Source organism: Amycolatopsis sp. NPDC001319, assembly GCF_042896185.1.
Lineage (GTDB): Bacteria > Actinomycetota > Actinomycetes > Mycobacteriales > Pseudonocardiaceae > Amycolatopsis.
Window position 1 is genome coordinate 127,192 of record NZ_JBIAWY010000002.1, and the last position, 15,594, is coordinate 142,785.

The 15,594-nt window shown below is 71.0% G+C and carries 15 protein-coding genes and 1 riboswitch; of the genes, 6 read left to right on the plus strand and 9 right to left on the minus strand.

Features of this window, described 5'->3' with window-relative positions; genetic code table 11:
* Positions 1-18: 18 nt before the first annotated feature.
* The 3 genes from ACFY1H_RS06250 to ACFY1H_RS06260 all read right to left on the minus strand — a co-directional run bounded on the left by ACFY1H_RS06250 (position 19) and on the right by ACFY1H_RS06260 (position 4,535).
* Positions 19-1,920 (minus strand): ABC transporter ATP-binding protein, encoded by a 1,902-nt coding sequence (locus ACFY1H_RS06250; RefSeq protein ID WP_386945936.1) that lies wholly within the window; start codon positions 1,918-1,920, stop codon positions 19-21.
* 104 nt (positions 1,921-2,024) lie between these two features.
* Entirely contained in the window at positions 2,025-3,758 is a 1,734-nt protein-coding gene (locus tag ACFY1H_RS06255; protein WP_366576838.1) for an ABC transporter ATP-binding protein, read from the minus strand.
* A gap of 123 nt (positions 3,759-3,881) precedes the next feature.
* Positions 3,882-4,535, minus strand: a complete 654-nt coding sequence (locus ACFY1H_RS06260) for a TetR/AcrR family transcriptional regulator (RefSeq protein ID WP_386945022.1) — start codon at positions 4,533-4,535, stop codon at positions 3,882-3,884.
* Positions 4,536-4,772: 237 nt separating this feature from the next.
* Here ACFY1H_RS06260 and ACFY1H_RS06265 point away from each other — a divergent pair, with 237 nt between their 5' ends.
* Both ACFY1H_RS06265 and ACFY1H_RS06270 read left to right on the plus strand, forming a co-directional pair.
* Positions 4,773-5,663, plus strand: a complete 891-nt coding sequence (locus ACFY1H_RS06265) for a Ku protein (protein WP_366576834.1) — start codon at positions 4,773-4,775, stop codon at positions 5,661-5,663.
* Positions 5,664-5,850: 187 nt separating this feature from the next.
* Positions 5,851-6,063 carry a hypothetical protein gene (locus ACFY1H_RS06270; protein WP_285966505.1) on the plus strand — a complete coding sequence of 71 codons (213 nt, stop codon included), beginning with the start codon at positions 5,851-5,853 and terminating at the stop codon, positions 6,061-6,063.
* A 254-nt stretch (positions 6,064-6,317) separates the two neighbouring features.
* On the opposite strand, the gene ahcY is transcribed toward ACFY1H_RS06270, so the two are convergent.
* The 5 genes from ahcY to ACFY1H_RS06295 all read right to left on the minus strand — a co-directional run bounded on the left by ahcY (position 6,318) and on the right by ACFY1H_RS06295 (position 10,423).
* Entirely contained in the window at positions 6,318-7,793 is a 1,476-nt protein-coding gene (ahcY, locus tag ACFY1H_RS06275) for an adenosylhomocysteinase (RefSeq protein WP_386945025.1), read from the minus strand.
* 95 nt (positions 7,794-7,888) lie between these two features.
* Positions 7,889-8,017 (minus strand): hypothetical protein, encoded by a 129-nt coding sequence (locus ACFY1H_RS06280; protein WP_366576829.1) that lies wholly within the window; start codon positions 8,015-8,017, stop codon positions 7,889-7,891.
* Positions 8,018-8,034: 17 nt separating this feature from the next.
* A riboswitch (S-adenosyl-L-homocysteine riboswitch) is annotated at positions 8,035-8,118 on the minus strand.
* A 63-nt stretch (positions 8,119-8,181) separates the two neighbouring features.
* Positions 8,182-8,955: a GAF and ANTAR domain-containing protein gene (locus tag ACFY1H_RS06285; protein ID WP_366576827.1), complete on the minus strand. Its 774-nt coding sequence runs from the start codon at positions 8,953-8,955 to the stop codon at positions 8,182-8,184.
* Between the two features lie 73 nt (positions 8,956-9,028).
* Complete coding sequence (locus ACFY1H_RS06290) at positions 9,029-10,090, minus strand: DNA polymerase IV (RefSeq protein WP_366576825.1); 1,062 nt, start codon at positions 10,088-10,090, stop codon at positions 9,029-9,031.
* A 63-nt stretch (positions 10,091-10,153) separates the two neighbouring features.
* On the minus strand, positions 10,154-10,423 hold the full coding sequence (locus tag ACFY1H_RS06295; RefSeq protein WP_366576823.1) for a DUF3040 domain-containing protein: 270 nt from the start codon (positions 10,421-10,423) through the stop codon (positions 10,154-10,156).
* Positions 10,424-10,891: 468 nt separating this feature from the next.
* On the opposite strand from ACFY1H_RS06295, the gene ACFY1H_RS06300 reads away from it, so the two are divergent.
* The 3 genes from ACFY1H_RS06300 to ACFY1H_RS06310 all read left to right on the plus strand — a co-directional run bounded on the left by ACFY1H_RS06300 (position 10,892) and on the right by ACFY1H_RS06310 (position 14,354).
* A complete protein-coding gene (locus ACFY1H_RS06300) occupies positions 10,892-12,706 on the plus strand; it encodes a serine/threonine-protein kinase (RefSeq protein WP_366576821.1) in 1,815 nt (604 codons plus the stop codon).
* Positions 12,703-13,536, plus strand: coding sequence for an FHA domain-containing protein (locus ACFY1H_RS06305; RefSeq protein WP_366576819.1), 834 nt, complete (start codon positions 12,703-12,705; stop codon positions 13,534-13,536). The genes ACFY1H_RS06300 and ACFY1H_RS06305 overlap by 4 nt, the downstream gene beginning before the upstream one ends.
* Positions 13,537-13,604: 68 nt before the next feature.
* Complete coding sequence (locus ACFY1H_RS06310; protein WP_386945028.1) at positions 13,605-14,354, plus strand: FHA domain-containing protein; 750 nt, start codon at positions 13,605-13,607, stop codon at positions 14,352-14,354.
* A gap of 16 nt (positions 14,355-14,370) precedes the next feature.
* Here ACFY1H_RS06310 and ACFY1H_RS06315 read toward each other — a convergent pair whose 3' ends face one another.
* Positions 14,371-14,850 carry a MarR family winged helix-turn-helix transcriptional regulator gene (locus ACFY1H_RS06315; protein WP_366576816.1) on the minus strand — a complete coding sequence of 160 codons (480 nt, stop codon included), beginning with the start codon at positions 14,848-14,850 and terminating at the stop codon, positions 14,371-14,373.
* A gap of 98 nt (positions 14,851-14,948) precedes the next feature.
* On the opposite strand from ACFY1H_RS06315, the gene ribA reads away from it, so the two are divergent.
* Positions 14,949-15,584, plus strand: a complete 636-nt coding sequence (gene ribA / locus ACFY1H_RS06320) for a GTP cyclohydrolase II (protein ID WP_366576814.1) — start codon at positions 14,949-14,951, stop codon at positions 15,582-15,584.
* Positions 15,585-15,594 lie beyond the last annotated feature (10 nt).

Here is a 15,594-nt window from a genome sequence, read left to right on the forward strand (position 1 = left end):
ACCGAGCACCTCGAACGATCAGTCCGTCTCGGCCATCGCCTCGGCGAACTGCGCCGCGTACAGACGGGAGTACGCGCCGCCCGCGTGCAGCAGGGTTTCGTGGTCGCCCTGCTCCACGATGCGGCCCGCTTCCATCACGAGGATCACGTCGGCGTCGCGGATCGTGGACAGGCGGTGGGCGATCACGAAGCTCGTGCGGCCCTCGCGCAGCGAGTTCATCGCGCGCTGGATGAGCACCTCCGTGCGCGTGTCCACGGAGCTGGTCGCCTCGTCGAGGATGAGGATGGCCGGTTTCGCGAGGAACGCCCGCGCCACCGTGATCAGCTGCTTCTCGCCGGCGCTGACCGAGCCGCCCTCGTCGTCGAGCACCGTGGCGTACCCATCGGGCAGGGTGCGCACGAAGCGGTCGACGTACGTCGCCGTGGCCGCTTCGACGACCTGCTCGTGGGTCACCTCGTCGGCCCCGTAGGCGATGTTCTCCTCGATGGTGCCACCGAACAGCCACGCGTCCTGCAGGACCATGCCGGTCTTGTCGCGCAGCTCCTCGCGGTCCATCTTCGCGATGTCCACACCGTCGAGCGTGATGCGCCCGCTGTCGATCTCGTAGAACCGCATGAGCAGGTTCACCAGCGTGGTCTTGCCGGCACCGGTCGGGCCGACGATCGCGACGGTCTGGCCCGGCTCCACCGTGAGCGAGAGGTCCTCGATCAGCGGGGTGTCCTCGAGGTAGCGGAAGGACACGTCGTGGAACTCGACCTTGCCGTGCACCACGGCCGGGCGCTGCGGGTCCGCCGGCTCGGGCTCCTGCTCCTTCGCGTCGAGCAGCGCGAACACCCGCTCGGCCGAGGCGACACCGGACTGCAGCAGGTTCGCCATGCTCGCGATCTGGGTCACCGGCTGGCTGAACTGGCGCGAGTACTGGATGAACGCCTGCACGTCGCCCAGCGTCAGGCTGCCCGACGCCACCCGCAGCGCGCCGATCACGGCCACCAGCACGTAGTTCAGGTTGCCGATGAACATCATCGCCGGCTGGATCGTGCCGGAGATGAACTGCGCCCGGAAGCTCGCGTTGTACAGCGTGTCGTTCTGCTCGCGGAACGTCGTTTCCGCCTCTTCGCGCCGGCCGAAGACCTTCACCAGCGAGTGGCCGGTGTACATCTCCTCGATGTGCGCGTTGAGCTTCCCGGTCGTCGCCCACTGCTTGATGAACTGCGGTTGCGCGCGCTTGCCGATCTTGGCCGCGATGAACACCGACGCGGGCACGGTCAGCAGCGCGATGACCGCGAGCAGCGGGGAGATCAGGAACATCATCACCAGCACGCCGATCACCGTCAGCACCGACGTGACGATCTGCGAGAGCGTCTGCTGCAGCGACTGCGCGAGGTTGTCGATGTCGTTGGTGACGCGGCTGAGCACCTCGCCGCGCGGCTGGCGGTCGAAGTAGCGCAGCGGCAGCCGCGCCAGCTTCTCCTCCACGTCGCGGCGCAGCGAGTACACCGCGCCCTGCACGAGGCTCGTCGTCAGGCGCGCCTGGATCAGGCCGAAGAACGACGCGATCACGTACAGCGCCAGCACGATCAGCAGCACCTGGCCCACGGCCGTGAAGTCGATGCCCTGGCCCGGCACGATGTCGGCGCGCGCGAAGATGTCCGCCAGCGTGGTGTTGCCCTGCGCCCGCAGGCCCGCGACCACCGCGTCCTTCGTGACGCCGGCGGGCAGGTTCTTGCCGATCACGCCCGCGAAGATCAGGTCGGTGGCGCGCGCGAGGATCTTCGGCCCGATCACGGTCAGCGCGACGCTCAGCGTGCCGAGCACCAGCACCCCGATCAGCGCCGCGCGCTGCGGCCGCAGCAGGCGCAGCAGCCGGGCCAGCGACCCCTTGAAGTCCATGGCCTTCTCCGGCGGCATGCCGCCGGCCATGAACCGCCCCGGCCCCGCGGCCGGCGCGACGTTCTTGTTGCGCGCCGCCGTCGGCCGTTCGCCGACCTCCGTCGCGACGGCTCCCGTGGTGCCCTCTTCCTCGCTCACGCCGCCTCCTGCTCGGTCAGCTGCGAAAGCACAATCTCGCGATACGTTTCGTTGCCGTCCATCAGTTCGTGGTGGGTTCCGGTGCCGACGACGCGCCCGTCGTCGAGGACGATGATGCGGTCGGCGCCCCGGATGGTGCTCACGCGCTGCGCGACGATGACCACCGTCGCCTCGCGGGTCTCGTCGGTCAGCGCGCGGCGCAGCGCCGCGTCGGTGGCGTAGTCCAGTGCGCTGAACGAGTCGTCGAACAGGTAGATCTCCGGTTTGTGCACCAGCATCCGCGCGATGGCGAGCCGCTGGCGCTGCCCGCCCGAGACGTTCGTGCCGCCCTGGGCGATCGGGGAGTCGAGCCCCTGGGGCATCTTCTGCACGAAGTCCTTGCCCTGCGCCACTTCCAGCGCGTGCCAGAGCTCCTCGTCGGTCGCGTCGGGGTTGCCGTAGCGCAGGTTGCTCGCCACCGTGCCCGCGAACAGATACGGCTTCTGCGGAACCATCCCGACGGCCGAGGCGAGCACCGCCGGGTCGAGCTCGCGCACGTCGACGCCGTCCACGCGGACGGTGCCGGCGGTGGCGTCCATGAGCCGGGGGATCAGGTTGAGCAGCGTGGTCTTGCCGCTGCCGGTGCTGCCGATCACGGCGGTGGTCTCACCGGGGCGCGCGAGCAGCGAGATGTCGCGCAGCACCGCCTTCTCCGCGCCGGGGTAGCAGAACTCGACGCCGGTCAGCTCCAGCACGCCGTGCACGCGGCCGGGGGAGACCGGCTTCAGCGGCGGGCGGACGCTCGACTCGGTGTCGAGGACCTCGGAGATGCGCTCGGCGCTCACCTCGGCGCGCGGTACCATCATGAACATGAACGTGGCCATCATGACCGACATCAGGATCTGCAGCAGGTAGGCCAGGAACGCGGTGAGCGCGCCGATCTGCATCGAGCCGCTCTCGATGCGGTGCCCGCCGAACCACAGGACCGCGACGCTCGAGACGTTGACCACCAGCATCACGGTGGGGAACATCAGCGCCATCAGCCGGCCGACGCGCAGCGACACGGTGAGCAGCTCGTCGTTGGCCTGGCCGAAGCGCTCGCGCTCGCGCTTGTCGCGCACGAACGCGCGGATCACGCGGATGCCCATGATCTGCTCGCGCATCACCTGGTTGATCTTGTCGATGCGCACCTGCATGAGCCGGAACGCCGGGCGCATGCGGGCGATGATCAGCCCGACGGCGACGCCCAGCACGGGCACGATCACCAGCAGCAGGGACGAGAGCGGCACGTCCTGGTTCAGCGCCAGGACGATGCCGCCGACGCACATGATCGGCGCCGACACCATCAGCGTCAGCGTCATCAGCACGAGCATCTGGACCTGCTGCACGTCGTTGGTCGTGCGGGTGATGAGCGAGGGCGTGCCGAACTGGCCGACCTCGCGGGCGGAGAAGTCCTGGACCCGGTGGAACACCGAGCCGCGCACGTCGCGGCCCAGGGACATGGCGGTGCGCGCGCCGAAGTAGACGGCGCCGATCGAGCCGGCGATCTGCACGAGCGTGACCAGCAGCATCATCCCGCCGATCCGCATGATGTAGCCGGTGTCGCCCTTCACGAGCCCGTTGTCGACGATGTCGGCGTTGAGCGTCGGCAGGTACAGCGCGGCGAGGGTCTGGATCAACTGCAGGACGACGACCAGCCAGATGGCCGTCTTGTAGGGGCGCAGATGACTGCGCAACAGGCGGATCAGCACGGGTCGGTTCTCCCCCAGGGTGGTGTTCTGTGGTGGTGTGTCCGGTTCGGACGGTTCGGTTGTGGAATTGTGGTGCGGTTCGGGCGGTTCACGACGCCGGGTGGTTCATGAAACCCCGGTGTTTCATGAAGCTACGGTGCGTGCCGTGGTGGTCGCGGCGGCCGCGGTCAGCGTGGGCATGCCCGCAGATGCTTCCCGCAGCAGGTTCACGAACGTGGGCAGGAACTCGGTGTCCGGTCCGGAGGTCAGCCACGTGTGGAACGAGATACGGAAAGCGCTCTGTACGATCCCCGCGAGCATCCTCGCGTGCAACGGATTTGCGGTGCTGCCCGCCCGTTCGGCCACGGCTTCGGCCAGCACGCGTTCCACGGTGGCGTGCGCGCGCAGCATTTCGGCGAACAGCCCCGCGTTGCGGAGCATGTCCCGCATGCGGTGCACGTCCTCGCGCCGGGGCGCGCCGTCGCGGGTGGCCTGCACGACCGCGGCGTTGATCACGGCCTCCCACAGCGGCTCGTGGGCCGGCCGGGCCCGCAGTGCCTCCCGGATCCGCTCCTGCTGCGCGACGATGAACGAGCAGACGGCCTCCTCCTTGCTGGAGAAGTAGTTGTTGAAGGTGCGCGGCGACACGCCGACCTCGCTCGCGATGTCCTCGACCCGCAGCTGGTCCAGGCCGCGCTCGAGCGCGAGCCGCAGCGCCGCGGAACCCAGCGCCTGCCGGGCCGCCAGCTTCTTGCGTTCGCGCAGCCCGAGCACGGGCTCCGCGGGTTCGGAGGTCATGCGAGCCAGCGTAGCAAAAGTGCGGGGCACGCAATAAACTGCGTGCCCCGCACTTTTGTGCGGCGGGAGTTTTCGGCGCAGCCGCTACCCCGGGTGACCGGCTCGGGCGGGTCACCGCAGGTCAGGCTGGGCCGGTCGGGACCCGCGCCGACCGGCGGGACTGTCGGGATCGGATGATCCGGGCTACGGTTGTTACCGAGCGTGAGTGGAGGACCGGCGGACGGCGGAGGAGCGCGCATGCGGTCGATGTGGAAGGGCTCGGTCTCGTTCGGGCTGGTCAGCATCCCGATCCAGCTGTACGCGGCCACGGAGAACAAGAACGTCTCGCTGCGCCAGGTGCACGAGTCGGACGGCGGCCGCATCCAGTACAAGCGCTTCTGCTCGGTCGACGGGCAGGAGGTGCCCTACGCCGAGATCGCCAAGGGCTACGAGCTGCCCGACGGCGAGATGGTCGTGATCACCGACGCCGACCTGGCCGACCTGCCGCTGGCCACGCAGCGCACGATCGACGTGCTGGAGTTCGTGCCGCTCGAGTCGATCGACCCGATCCAGTTCGACAAGACCTACTACCTCGAGCCGCAGAAGAACGCCGTCAAACCGTACGTCGTGCTGCGCGACGCCCTGCACAAGGCCGGTCACGTGGCGATCGCCAAGGTCGCCGTGCGCCAGCGCGAGAGCCTGGCCCTGCTGCGGGTGGTGTCCGACGTGCTCGTGATGACGACGATGCTCTGGCCCGACGAGGTGCGCACGCCCGATTTCCCGTTCCTGCGCGAAGATCCGCCCCAGGTGCGCCCGCAGGAGCTCACCATGGCCGGCTCGCTCATCGATTCGCTGGCGGAACCGGTGTTCGAGTCCGAAAAGTACACCGACGGCTACCGCGAGGCGCTCGAATCCGTGATCGAGGCCAAGGTCTCGGGCAACGAGACGACGAAACCCGGGGCGGTGGCGGCGAAAGCCGACGTGGTCGACCTCATGGCGGCACTGGAGGCGAGCGTCTCCGAAGCCCGCAAGTCGCGCTCGGCCGCGCCGGCCAAGAGCACCTCCTCGCGTTCGCGCAAGGCCGCACCGGACGAAGAGAAACCGGCCAAGAAGGCCGCCCCGCGCGCCCGCCGGCCGAAGAGCGCCTGAGCGCAGTTTTCCCGCCGAGCCGCCGAAATCCCCGCCGGTCCGAGATCACCGGACCGGGTGCGGCGACACGCCGCCCGTATGCCAGACTCTGGCGCTCACCGGTGGTAGCAAGAAGCTGTCCGGTCCGAGATGAGCCGGGTTCGAACAGCACCGGTTCGAGAGCACGAGAGCGGAAGGCGGCCTGAGCATGGAGTGCGCGTTCTGCACCAGCGGGATCGACCACTGTCACGGCACCCTGGTGGTTCACCCGGACGGCGGGTTCGCCGAGTGCACGGACGAGAGCTGCGCGGACCTCGACCGCGTCCGCCACGCCCTGATCATCGACTGCCACACCGTCGACGCGGAGTGCTCCTGCACGCTCGCCGTCGAGGTGGAGGCGGAGCTTCGGCAGGCTTCCTGAGCCCTCCCGCGGCCCAGTGACCGTGAAGGCCTCGTTCCCCGGCAGCCCGGGGAACGAGGCCTTCACGGTTTTCCGCCGAAGGATTCCCCTCGGCCCCCGATCCTTACCCGATCGTGTATGCAGCTGTGTACACCGGCTTGGCGATGTGCTAACACTAACGAGGTCCTTCGGCTCTCCCTCCCCCTCGGAGCCGGAGGACCCCTTATTTCCGGCCTCCGGTCTCCGCCGGGGCGGCCCGGGCCCGTAGCGGTGGCTCAGTAGCGGTAGTGCTCCAGCTTGTACGGGCCGGCCGCGTCCACGCCGATGTACTCCGCCTGCTCCTTCGTGAGCTTCGTCAGCTTCACGCCCAGCGCGTCGAGGTGCAGCCGCGCCACCTTTTCGTCGAGCAGCTTCGGCAGGCGGTGCACGCCCACCGGGTACTCGCCGGGCTTGGTGAACAGCTCGATCTGCGCGATCGCCTGGTTCGCGAACGAGTTCGACATCACGAACGACGGGTGCCCGGTGGCGTTGCCGAGGTTCATGAGCCGGCCCTCGGACAGCACGATGATCGAGTGCGCCGGGCGACCGCCGTCCGCGGGGAAGGCCCACTCGTGCACCTGCGGCTTGATCTCCAGCTTGCGGATGCCCGCCACCTTGGCGAGGCCGGCCATGTCGATCTCGTTGTCGAAGTGGCCGACGTTCGCGACGATCGCGTTGTGCTTCATCCGCGCCATCTGCGCGGCGGAGATGATGCCGAAGTTGCCCGTGGTGGTGAGGAAGATGTCGCCGCGCTCCACGACGTCGTCCAGCTCGACCACGTCGAGGCCCTCCATCGCCGCCTGCAGCGCGCAGATCGGGTCGATCTCCGTGACCACCACGCGGGCGCCCTGGCCGCGCAGCGCCTCGACGGCGCCCTTGCCGACGTCGCCGTAACCGCACACGACGGCGAGCTTGCCGCCGATCATCACGTCGGTGGCGCGGTTGAGGCCGTCGACCATCGAGTGGCGGATGCCGTACTTGTTGTCGAACTTGGACTTCGTCACCGAGTCGTTCACGTTCATCGCCGGGAACAGCAGCGTGCCCTCGGTCGCGAGCTTGTAGAGCCGCTTGACGCCGTTGGTGGTCTCCTCGGTCACGCCGCGGACCTCGCCGGCGATGCGCGTGAAGCGCTTCGGGTCGGCGGCGAGGCTCTCGGCGAGCGTGCGCAGGACGATCGCGTACTCCTCGGCGTCGGCGTCCGTGGCGGCCGGCACGGCGCCCGCGGCTTCGAACTCGACTCCCTTGTGGACGAGCAGCGTCGCGTCGCCGCCGTCGTCCAGGATCATGTTGGGGCCCTGGCCGTCGGCGAAGCGGAAGAGCAGGTCGGTGCACCACCAGTACTCGTCGAGCGTCTCGCCCTTCCACGCGAACACGGGCGTGCCCTCGGGCCGTTCGGCCGTCCCGTTCGGGCCGACGACGACGGCGGCCGCCGCCTCGTCCTGGGTGGAGAAGATGTTGCAGGACACCCAGCGCACGTCGGCGCCCAGCGCCACGAGGGTCTCGATCAGCACGGCGGTCTGCACGGTCATGTGCAGCGAGCCGGCGATGCGGGCGCCCTTCAGCGGCTGCGCCTCGGCGAACTCGCGCCGGATCGCCATCAGGCCCGGCATTTCGTGCTCGGCCAGGCGCAGCTGCGTCCGCCCGGCCTCGGCGAGCGCCAGATCGGCCACTGCGAACTCGAGTCCGCCGACGTTCTGCAGTTTCGGGCTCATCGTTGTTCCGCTCCCATTCGGTGTGGTTTCTGTTTCAGGGCACGGGGAATCGCGGCACCACCGGGTTCGGCGGCACCGGGCTCACCCGGGAGGGTTCAGGAGGTGCGGGGGCCGTCCGCCGGCTTTTCCTTCGGCGGCAACGGTTTCGTCGACAACTGCTGTGACGACAACGGTGTGGTCGCCAACGGCGTGGTCGACCACGGTGTCATCAACAACTGGGTCATCAAAAAAGGCACCTCCTTCGCAGGAGGCGCCCTTGTTCCGGAACTCGCGGGCCGAGCGTGGCGGAAACCCCTCGGCTTCCGTCGCAGCGCCTCTCGGCCCGGAGTGCGCCTCGACGGCGCACGGTTCTACCGGTTCCCACCATGGCAAGGTGGGCCGGAGACTGTCAAGCGCGCGGACCGGGCAGGTCGAGCTCGGTGTGGCGGGTGGCCAGGGTCTCGGCCAGCACGGCGAGCTTCACGTTGAGGTCCTGTGACGTGCGGCGCAGGATGTCGAACGCCTCGTCGGCCGAGATGCCGCGCCGCTGCATCAGGATGCCCTTCGCCTGGCCGATCACGTCGCGCGAGTCGATGGCCTTGCGCAGGTGCGCTCGCTGCAGGTCCGCGGCGGTCACGGCGTTGGTGGTCGCCAGCGCCAGCGATCCGTGGGTGGCCAGCAGCAGCGCGAGGTCGCGGTCGGTGGGCGTGAGCGCGCCGGCTTCGCGCGCGTAGACGTTGAGCGCACCGGACAGCTGCGGCTCGCGGGCGTCGGGCAGCAACGCGATGGCGAGCATCGAGCCCATGCCGCGTTCGGCCGCGGCCGGCCCGAACTTCGGCCACGCGGGCTCGTGGGCGAGGTCCTGGCTCTCCGCGTGGGCCGGTCCGTCCGGGCGTGCCGCGTCGAGGCACGGGCCCTCCCCGGTGCGGTACTGCACCTGGTCGAGCTCCACGGCGATCGGATCGGTCTCGATCGGCGTGTAGAACAGCCCGTCGGGTGAGCGCAGCGTGACGCTGACGACGCTCGCGACGGGGATCACCCGGACCGCCGCCGTCACCAGCTGCTGCAGCACGCCCCCGACGGTCGTGACCTCCAGCAGCGACCGAGTGAGGTCCCGGAACTCGCCGCCCAGCCCGCCGAACCGGTCGTCGGAACCGGTCGCGGGAAAGCCGTTTTCGGACATGCCTCACCTCACTCGTGTGCCGGAGCGCCGGTTACCCCGCCGGGGCGCCGCCAAACGCGCACCCGCCGTCGGGTCACGCGGGCGGGTGGGGGAACTCCGCTCGAACGCCGAGCAGGCGGATCGGCTTGCCGAGCGTGAACATCCCGAGCACCTCGCGGGCGGCGCGCCCGATCGCCGCGGCGTCCGACGTCGGTTCCGGCAGCGTGATGCTGTGGGTGTGCGTGTGGAACGGCGCGAAGCGCACCTTCACCGCGACGCGCGCCGCCGGGCGGCCTTCGTCCACGACGTCGTGGGCGACCCGCACGGCGAGGGTGTCGATTTCTTCCGCGATGCGAGCGGGATCGGTGAGATCCTGCTGGAACGTGGTTTCGCGGCTGCGGGAGCGCGCGACGTACGGCGTGGCGGTGACCTCGGCGTCGCCGATCCCGCCCGCCAGCACCCGGTACCACGGGCCGAGGCGTGGGCCGAAGCGGGCGGCGAGGTCGTCCGCGTCGGCGCCGGCCAGCTGCAGCACGGTGGTGAACCCGGCTTCGGCGAGCTTCTTGGCGGTCTTGCGCCCGATGCCCCACAGCGCGTCGGTGGGCCGCTCGGCCATCACGGCCCACCAGTTCTCCTGCGTGAGGCGGAAGATCCCGGCGGGTTTCGCGAACCCGGTGGCGAGCTTGGCGCGCAGCTTGTTGTCGCCGATGCCGACCGAGCACGAAAGCCCGGTCTCGTCCTCGACCGCCCGGCGGACCTCGGCCGCGAACGCCTCGGGGTCGTCGGCGCCGGCGCTCTCGGTGCCGAGGTTGTCGGTGTCGAGGCCGAGGAACGCCTCGTCCCACCCAAGGACCTCGACCACCACCGGCAGCTCGCGCAGCCGCGCCATCACGCGGTCGGAGACTTCCTGGTAGACGGGCGCGTCGGTGGCCAGGAACACCGCGTCGGGACAGCGTTTCGCGGCCAGCCGCAGCGGCATGCCGGACTGCACGCCGAACTCGCGGGCCTCGTAGGACGCGGTGGCCACCACGGCACGCTCGGTGGGGTCGCCGTTGCCGCCCACGACCACCGGCCGGCCGCGCAGCTCGGGCCGGCGCGCGATCTCGACCGCGGCGATGAACTGGTCGAGATCGACGTGCAGGACCCAGGCGGACACCCCACCAGTGTGCGGTGCGGACCTCGGTCGACGCACGTCGGACGCGCCGCGGGCGCCGCCGCGTCAGGAGCGGCCGTGCCCGCGCACGATGTGCAGCGCCACCCCGCCGCCGGCGGCGAGCAGCGCGCACAGCGTGAAGGCGGGGCTCGTGGTGACGAGACCGGTCACGAGGAACGCGACGGCCGAGACGTCGAAGAGCACCGCGAAGAAGGTGAGCAAGCGGCGTTTCGGGGCCGGCTTGCCCCGCGAGAGCGCCGCCGCCAGTTCCGGATCGCTGAACTCGAACCAGCGTTCGATCTTGTCCAGCTCGCTGCGTTCGTGGTGACTGAGCATGGAAGTCTCCTTCGGCGGCGCGCCTGCCGTCACGTCCGCCAGATACCCCCGGCCACCGTGATCCAACCGCGGATCCGGGCGCTGCCCGGCGGATTCACCCGGCCGCACCCATCCGTATAACGGTCTATACGTCGAATCCTGGACCACCGTGCCGGTTTCGGTGTCCTCTGTGGACACTTGATCGGCCGGACGGGTGACCCCGGCGCTCACGCAGCGCAGTGCGCTGCGGTGCCGGTTCCCGTTGGCGCGCAAGGGAATCGGGACCGACGTCACGGCTCGGGCCCGACGTAACCTGCGCGGGACGATTTGTCGATCCCGACCTCGCAGTGGACGGCCGGGTCGACGTGGTTGCCCTCGGGGCGGCGGGGGAGTGGTCCCGATCCGGGGCGCTTCCTGCCATCGGACGTGATGCAGTATCGTTACTGCGCGTTACCTCACAGAGGTCCGACCACGCCGAGGGGAGCGTCGGTGCAGGGTGACCAGCTGATCGCGCAGCGCTATCGACTGCTCGAGCGGATCGGCACCGGCGGCATGGGCGTGGTCTGGCGTGCGCACGACGAGCAGCTCGACCGCGAGGTGGCGCTCAAGCAAGCCCGGCTCTCGGATGCGGTCAGCGGCCGCACGTTGCGTCGCGAAGCCCGGCTCGCCGCCGGCGTGCAGCACCCGAACGTGGTGACCTTCTTCGACGTCGTCGCCGAGGGCGACGAGCTGTGGCTCGTGATGGAGTACGTGCCCTCGCGCAGCCTCGCCGAGGTCCTCGCCGCCGAGGGCAGCCTGCCCGTGCGCACGGTCGCCGAGATCGGCGTGCAGGTCGCGGGCGCGCTCGCCGCGGTGCACGAGGGCGGCGTGGTGCACCGCGACGTGAAGCCCGGCAACGTCCTCATCACCGACGACGGCCGCGCCAAGCTCACCGACTTCGGCATCTCGCGCTCGGTCCGCACGGACGAGACGGTCACCGACTCCCCGCACATCGGCGGCACCCCCGGTTACCTCGCGCCGGAGGTCGCCCAGGGGCACCCGCCGACCGCCGCGTCCGACGTCTTCTCCCTGGGTGCCACGCTGTTCTCCGCCGTCGAGGGCGCTCCGCCCTTCGGCGGCGGCAACGAGTACGCGACCATCCGGCGCGCGGCCGAGGGTGCGGTCCCGCCGCCGCGCAAGGCCGGTGACCTCACACCCGTGCTGGCCGCGTTGATGCGGACGGCTCCCGAAGACCGGCCCACCGCCTCCGCCGCGCACGACCTGCTGGCCGGCAGCGTGGGCGGGCTGCCTCCCGCACCGCCGCTGCGCCGTTCCGGCGGTCGGCGCCGGTTCATGATCGCGGGGGCGGTCGCCGCCGTCGTGGTGCTCGCCGCGGTGACCCTGGTCCTGCTGCCCGACAGTGGCCAGGCACCGGCCCCTGCCGCGGCTTCGAAGGTGCCGGCCGCGCCGGCGAAGCTCGGCATCGGCAAGGACCCGCACTCGGCCGATCCGTGCCGGCTCGTGGACGCGGTGCCGCTGCGCCCGTTCGGTGAGCCCGAGGTCGATCCCGACTACGGCAACTTCGACCGCTGCGACGTGATCCTCAAGCGGGGCAACGATCTGCAGGCCGACGTGAAGGTCGAGCTGGAAGACCCGCCGTCCGACGGCGCCGCACCGGAGGGGCAGCGCTCGCGCTCCGGCCCGTTCGACGTGTTCGGCGACCCCGCGCAGGACGGCGCCTGCGTGCGCCTGATCCAGCTGCAGGACAAGTACCTCGTTCGCGTGACGGTGTCCGACGACGACGGCGACAACCTCGACACGTGCAAGCCCGCCGACGTCGCCGTCGCGTCGGCGACGAAGGTGCTCGCCGTCGCGGGCGTGCCGGCGCGGACCTCGCCGGTCCCGTCCGGCTCGCTGTCCGAAGTGGACGCTTGCTCGCTGCTGAGCTCAGCTTCGCTCGGCACCACCGCCGGCGTCACGGCGCCGGTGCAGGTGATGCCGGGCTACGGGAACTGGACCTGTGACTGGGACAGCTCGGCGTCGGACCGCGCGGTCACGGTGATCTTCGATCGCGACCAGCCGCCGGACGGCGACTCGGGCCAGCTCGTGAAGGTCTCCGGGCACGACGCGTACCTCGCGACCGACGACTTCGCCGACAACACGTGCCAGGCGCTGCTGGTGTACCGGACCTACACCGACGCACACGGGGAGGCCGCGGTGGAGCAGATCAAGGTGGTGGTCCACGGCGACCCGCCGTCGCAGGGCCTCTGCGGCCCGGCCACGTCGCTGGCGGGCGACGTCGTCGCGAAGCTGCCGCAGGCATGACCGCGCTGCGATCCGGCGGGCCGGCCGAGTCCCTCGGCGCCGACCACGGCAGCCTCGCCTACGGGGTGCCGCCCGCGGCGCCGGGCACGATCTTCGCGCTGGCCGTGACCGGCGGCGTGCGCATGCCGCCCCGCGACGGCCGGGAAGTCCTCTTCGGACGCAACCGCGAGGACGTCCACGTGTGCGTGGGGGAGGACGACCGGAAGGTCAGCCGCAAACAGGGTTTCCTCGTGCGCCGAGGCGACGCGTGGTGGATGCACAACACCGGGCGGCAGCCGATCCGCCTGCCCGGCTCGCGCCTGTTGTTCCCCGACGAGGAGCCCGTGCCGCTCGCGGAGGGTTACACGGCGGTGTTCGTGCGCGGTTCGGCCGACCGCGAGCACCTGCTGGAGCTGTACGTGTCCGGGGCGGACGGCCGCCGGCCGGAGTCGCGCCCGCAGGACGTGACCGAGCCCCCGCGCATGTGGCGGCTGAGCCCCGAAGAGCGGCTCGTGCTCGTCTCGCTGGCCCAGCGTTACCTGCTGCAGCAGCCGTACCCGCAGCCGATGGCGTGGCGGCAGGTTGCCGAGCAGCTCTCGGAGCTGGCGCCCGGCAGCCGCTGGACGCCCAAACGGGTGGAGCACCTCGTGGTCGCCGTGCGGACGCGGCTCGCGCGCGCCGGCGTCGCGGGCCTCACGCGCGAAGAGGTCGGCGAGCCGGTGGGCAACTCCCTCAACGACAACCTCGTGAAGGAGCTCCTGCTGTCCACTTCGCTGGTGCCGCCGGACCTCGCGTTGCTCGAGCCACCCGACGAAGCCGCTCCGGGAGGGGTCCCGGCTCCGCCCGGTTAGCCTCCCGGCGCGCGGTGGGGCAGGCCCCGCGCCGGGAACGGGCGGGGGACGAGGTGACGGGTGAGGGGATGCGGGCTCTGCCCGCCGGGCATCCGAGCCTGGCGCGGGGCTTCGCGTCACCGCCCGGCACGCTGGTCGTGCTCGGGCTCGCCGGGGGAGTGCTGGTGCCGCCCTCGGCGCCGGGCCCGGTGACGTTCGGGCGCAACACCGCGGAGGTCTCGGTGCCGGTCGGGGAGGACGACCGGCGGGTGAGCCGCCGCCACGGCGTGCTGGAGCACCACCGCGACCGCTGGTGGGTCCGGGCGACGGGCAAGGTCCCGTTGCGGCTGCCGGAATCGCGGCTCCTGTTCACCGGCGCGGCGCCGGTCGCGCTGCCCGCGGGGTACCTGCCGCTGTTCGTGCACGGCTCGCGCGGGCGGGAGCACGTGCTGGAGGTGCACGTGGCCGACGGCAGGCCCGCCGTGCCCACCGTGCCACCCGCGCCGGACGGAACCCTCGACGCGCGCGAACGGTTGGCGCTCACCGTGGTCGGCCAGAGCTTCCTGCGCTGGGAGGCGCAGCCGCGGGCGGTGCCGGCGGAGCGGGCGGCGGCTCAGCTCGCGCTGCTGGACCCCGGCGGCGACTGGACGCCGCCGGGCGTGCGGGCCGCCCTCGACGGCGTGCGGGCCCGGTTCCACCCGGCGAGCGGAGACGACCGGTTGCTCGGTGCCCTGCTCGCCGCGGCCGTGCTCGTGCCGCCGGACCTGGCGTTGCTGGCCGCCGAGCCGGTTCCGCAACCGCGCGTGCCCGACTGGACACAGAGGACAGTCGGCTCGTAATGCGGGGTGCCGAGCGTCACACGGCGGTTCGCTGCGGCGCCTGGGCGCCGCGCAGCCGGGACTCCAGGGTGTCGAGCACGGTGCTGAACGCGCCGAACTGCTCGGGCGTCAGCGTGTCGACGAGCAGTTCGCCCACGAGCGCGGCGTGCCCGGCGGCGGCCTCGCGAAGCTGTGACCAGCCCAGATCGGTCAGGAACGCGATCACGCCGCGGTCGTCGGACTCGCACGAGCGGCGCCCGACGAGCCCGGTCTTCTCCAGCTGGCCGACCTGGTAGCTCAGCCCGCTCTTGGACGTGAGAGCCGCGCCCGCCAGCTCCGTCATGCGCAGGGCGCCGCCGGCGGCGGCGAGGCGCGCCAGAACTTCGTACTGTGGGTGCGAAAGCCCCGCGTCGTCGCGAAGCTGCTGTTCGACGCGACGGGTGAGCTGCGAGCTCACCGCCAGGAAGGCCTGCCAGGTCTTCAGCTGGCGATCCGTGAGCCATCGGGGGTCGGCCATGCGCCCATGGTAACGCAGGTTGTTCGAATTTGAACCATGTTGTAGGGTCGATCAAGTCGTGGTTCGAATTTGAACCACCTGGGAGAACGGAGTAGCCGATGGCGACGGTGGCGGAGGTGCGTACGCGGGTGCGGATCCCGCTGCGGCTGGGCGACGACGTCTCCGTCGACGCGGAGGCCGTGACGTTCCGCGGCCTCGCCGACGGGCTGGAGCACCTCGCGTTCGTGCTCGGCGAGCCGGGCCCGGTGCCGCTCGTGCGGATGCACTCCGAGTGCCTGACCGGCGACGTCTTCGGCTCGGCCCGCTGCGACTGCGGCCCGCAGCTGCGTGAAGCGGTCGCGCGGATCTCCGAGACCGGCGGCTACCTGCTCTACCTGCGCCAGGAAGGCCGCGGCATCGGCCTGTACAACAAGCTCGACGCGTACGCGCTGCAGGACGGCGGCCTCGACACCTACGAGGCCAACGCGGCGCTCGGCCTGCCCGAGGACGCCCGCGACTACACCGCCGCCGCGCAGATGCTCACCGCGCTCGGCGTGAGCCGGCTCGACCTGCTGTCGAACAACCCCGACAAGGCCGCGCAGCTGACCGCCCACGGTCTCGACGTGCGCGACCGCGTGCGCACGGGGGTGTTCGCGACGGAGACCAACGTCCGGTACCTGCGCGCGAAGGTCGAGCACACCGGGCACAGCCTGGTGCTGCCCGCCGGGTTCGGCCACGCCGGCCTCGCCAGCTGAAACCGTCCAC

Bases quoted from the DNA above. Each gene is read 5' to 3' on its own strand.
- ribA (WP_366576814.1), top strand. From the start codon at position 14,949: ATGGCGACGGTGGCGGAGGTGCGTACGCGGGTGCGGATCCCGCTGCGG.
- ACFY1H_RS06305 (WP_366576819.1), top strand. From the start codon at position 12,703: ATGACCGCGCTGCGATCCGGCGGGCCGGCCGAGTCCCTCGGCGCCGAC.
- ACFY1H_RS06250 (WP_386945936.1), bottom strand. From the start codon at position 1,920: ATGGCCGGCGGCATGCCGCCGGAGAAGGCCATGGACTTCAAGGGGTCG.
- ACFY1H_RS06270 (WP_285966505.1), top strand. From the start codon at position 5,851: ATGGAGTGCGCGTTCTGCACCAGCGGGATCGACCACTGTCACGGCACC.
- ACFY1H_RS06310 (WP_386945028.1), top strand. From the start codon at position 13,605: ATGCGGGCTCTGCCCGCCGGGCATCCGAGCCTGGCGCGGGGCTTCGCG.
- ACFY1H_RS06260 (WP_386945022.1), bottom strand. From the start codon at position 4,535: ATGACCTCCGAACCCGCGGAGCCCGTGCTCGGGCTGCGCGAACGCAAG.
- ACFY1H_RS06295 (WP_366576823.1), bottom strand. From the start codon at position 10,423: ATGCTCAGTCACCACGAACGCAGCGAGCTGGACAAGATCGAACGCTGG.
- ACFY1H_RS06285 (WP_366576827.1), bottom strand. From the start codon at position 8,955: ATGTCCGAAAACGGCTTTCCCGCGACCGGTTCCGACGACCGGTTCGGC.
- ACFY1H_RS06280 (WP_366576829.1), bottom strand. From the start codon at position 8,017: ATGACCCAGTTGTTGATGACACCGTGGTCGACCACGCCGTTGGCGACC.
- ACFY1H_RS06315 (WP_366576816.1), bottom strand. From the start codon at position 14,850: ATGGCCGACCCCCGATGGCTCACGGATCGCCAGCTGAAGACCTGGCAG.
- ACFY1H_RS06265 (WP_366576834.1), top strand. From the start codon at position 4,773: ATGCGGTCGATGTGGAAGGGCTCGGTCTCGTTCGGGCTGGTCAGCATC.
- ahcY (WP_386945025.1), bottom strand. From the start codon at position 7,793: ATGAGCCCGAAACTGCAGAACGTCGGCGGACTCGAGTTCGCAGTGGCC.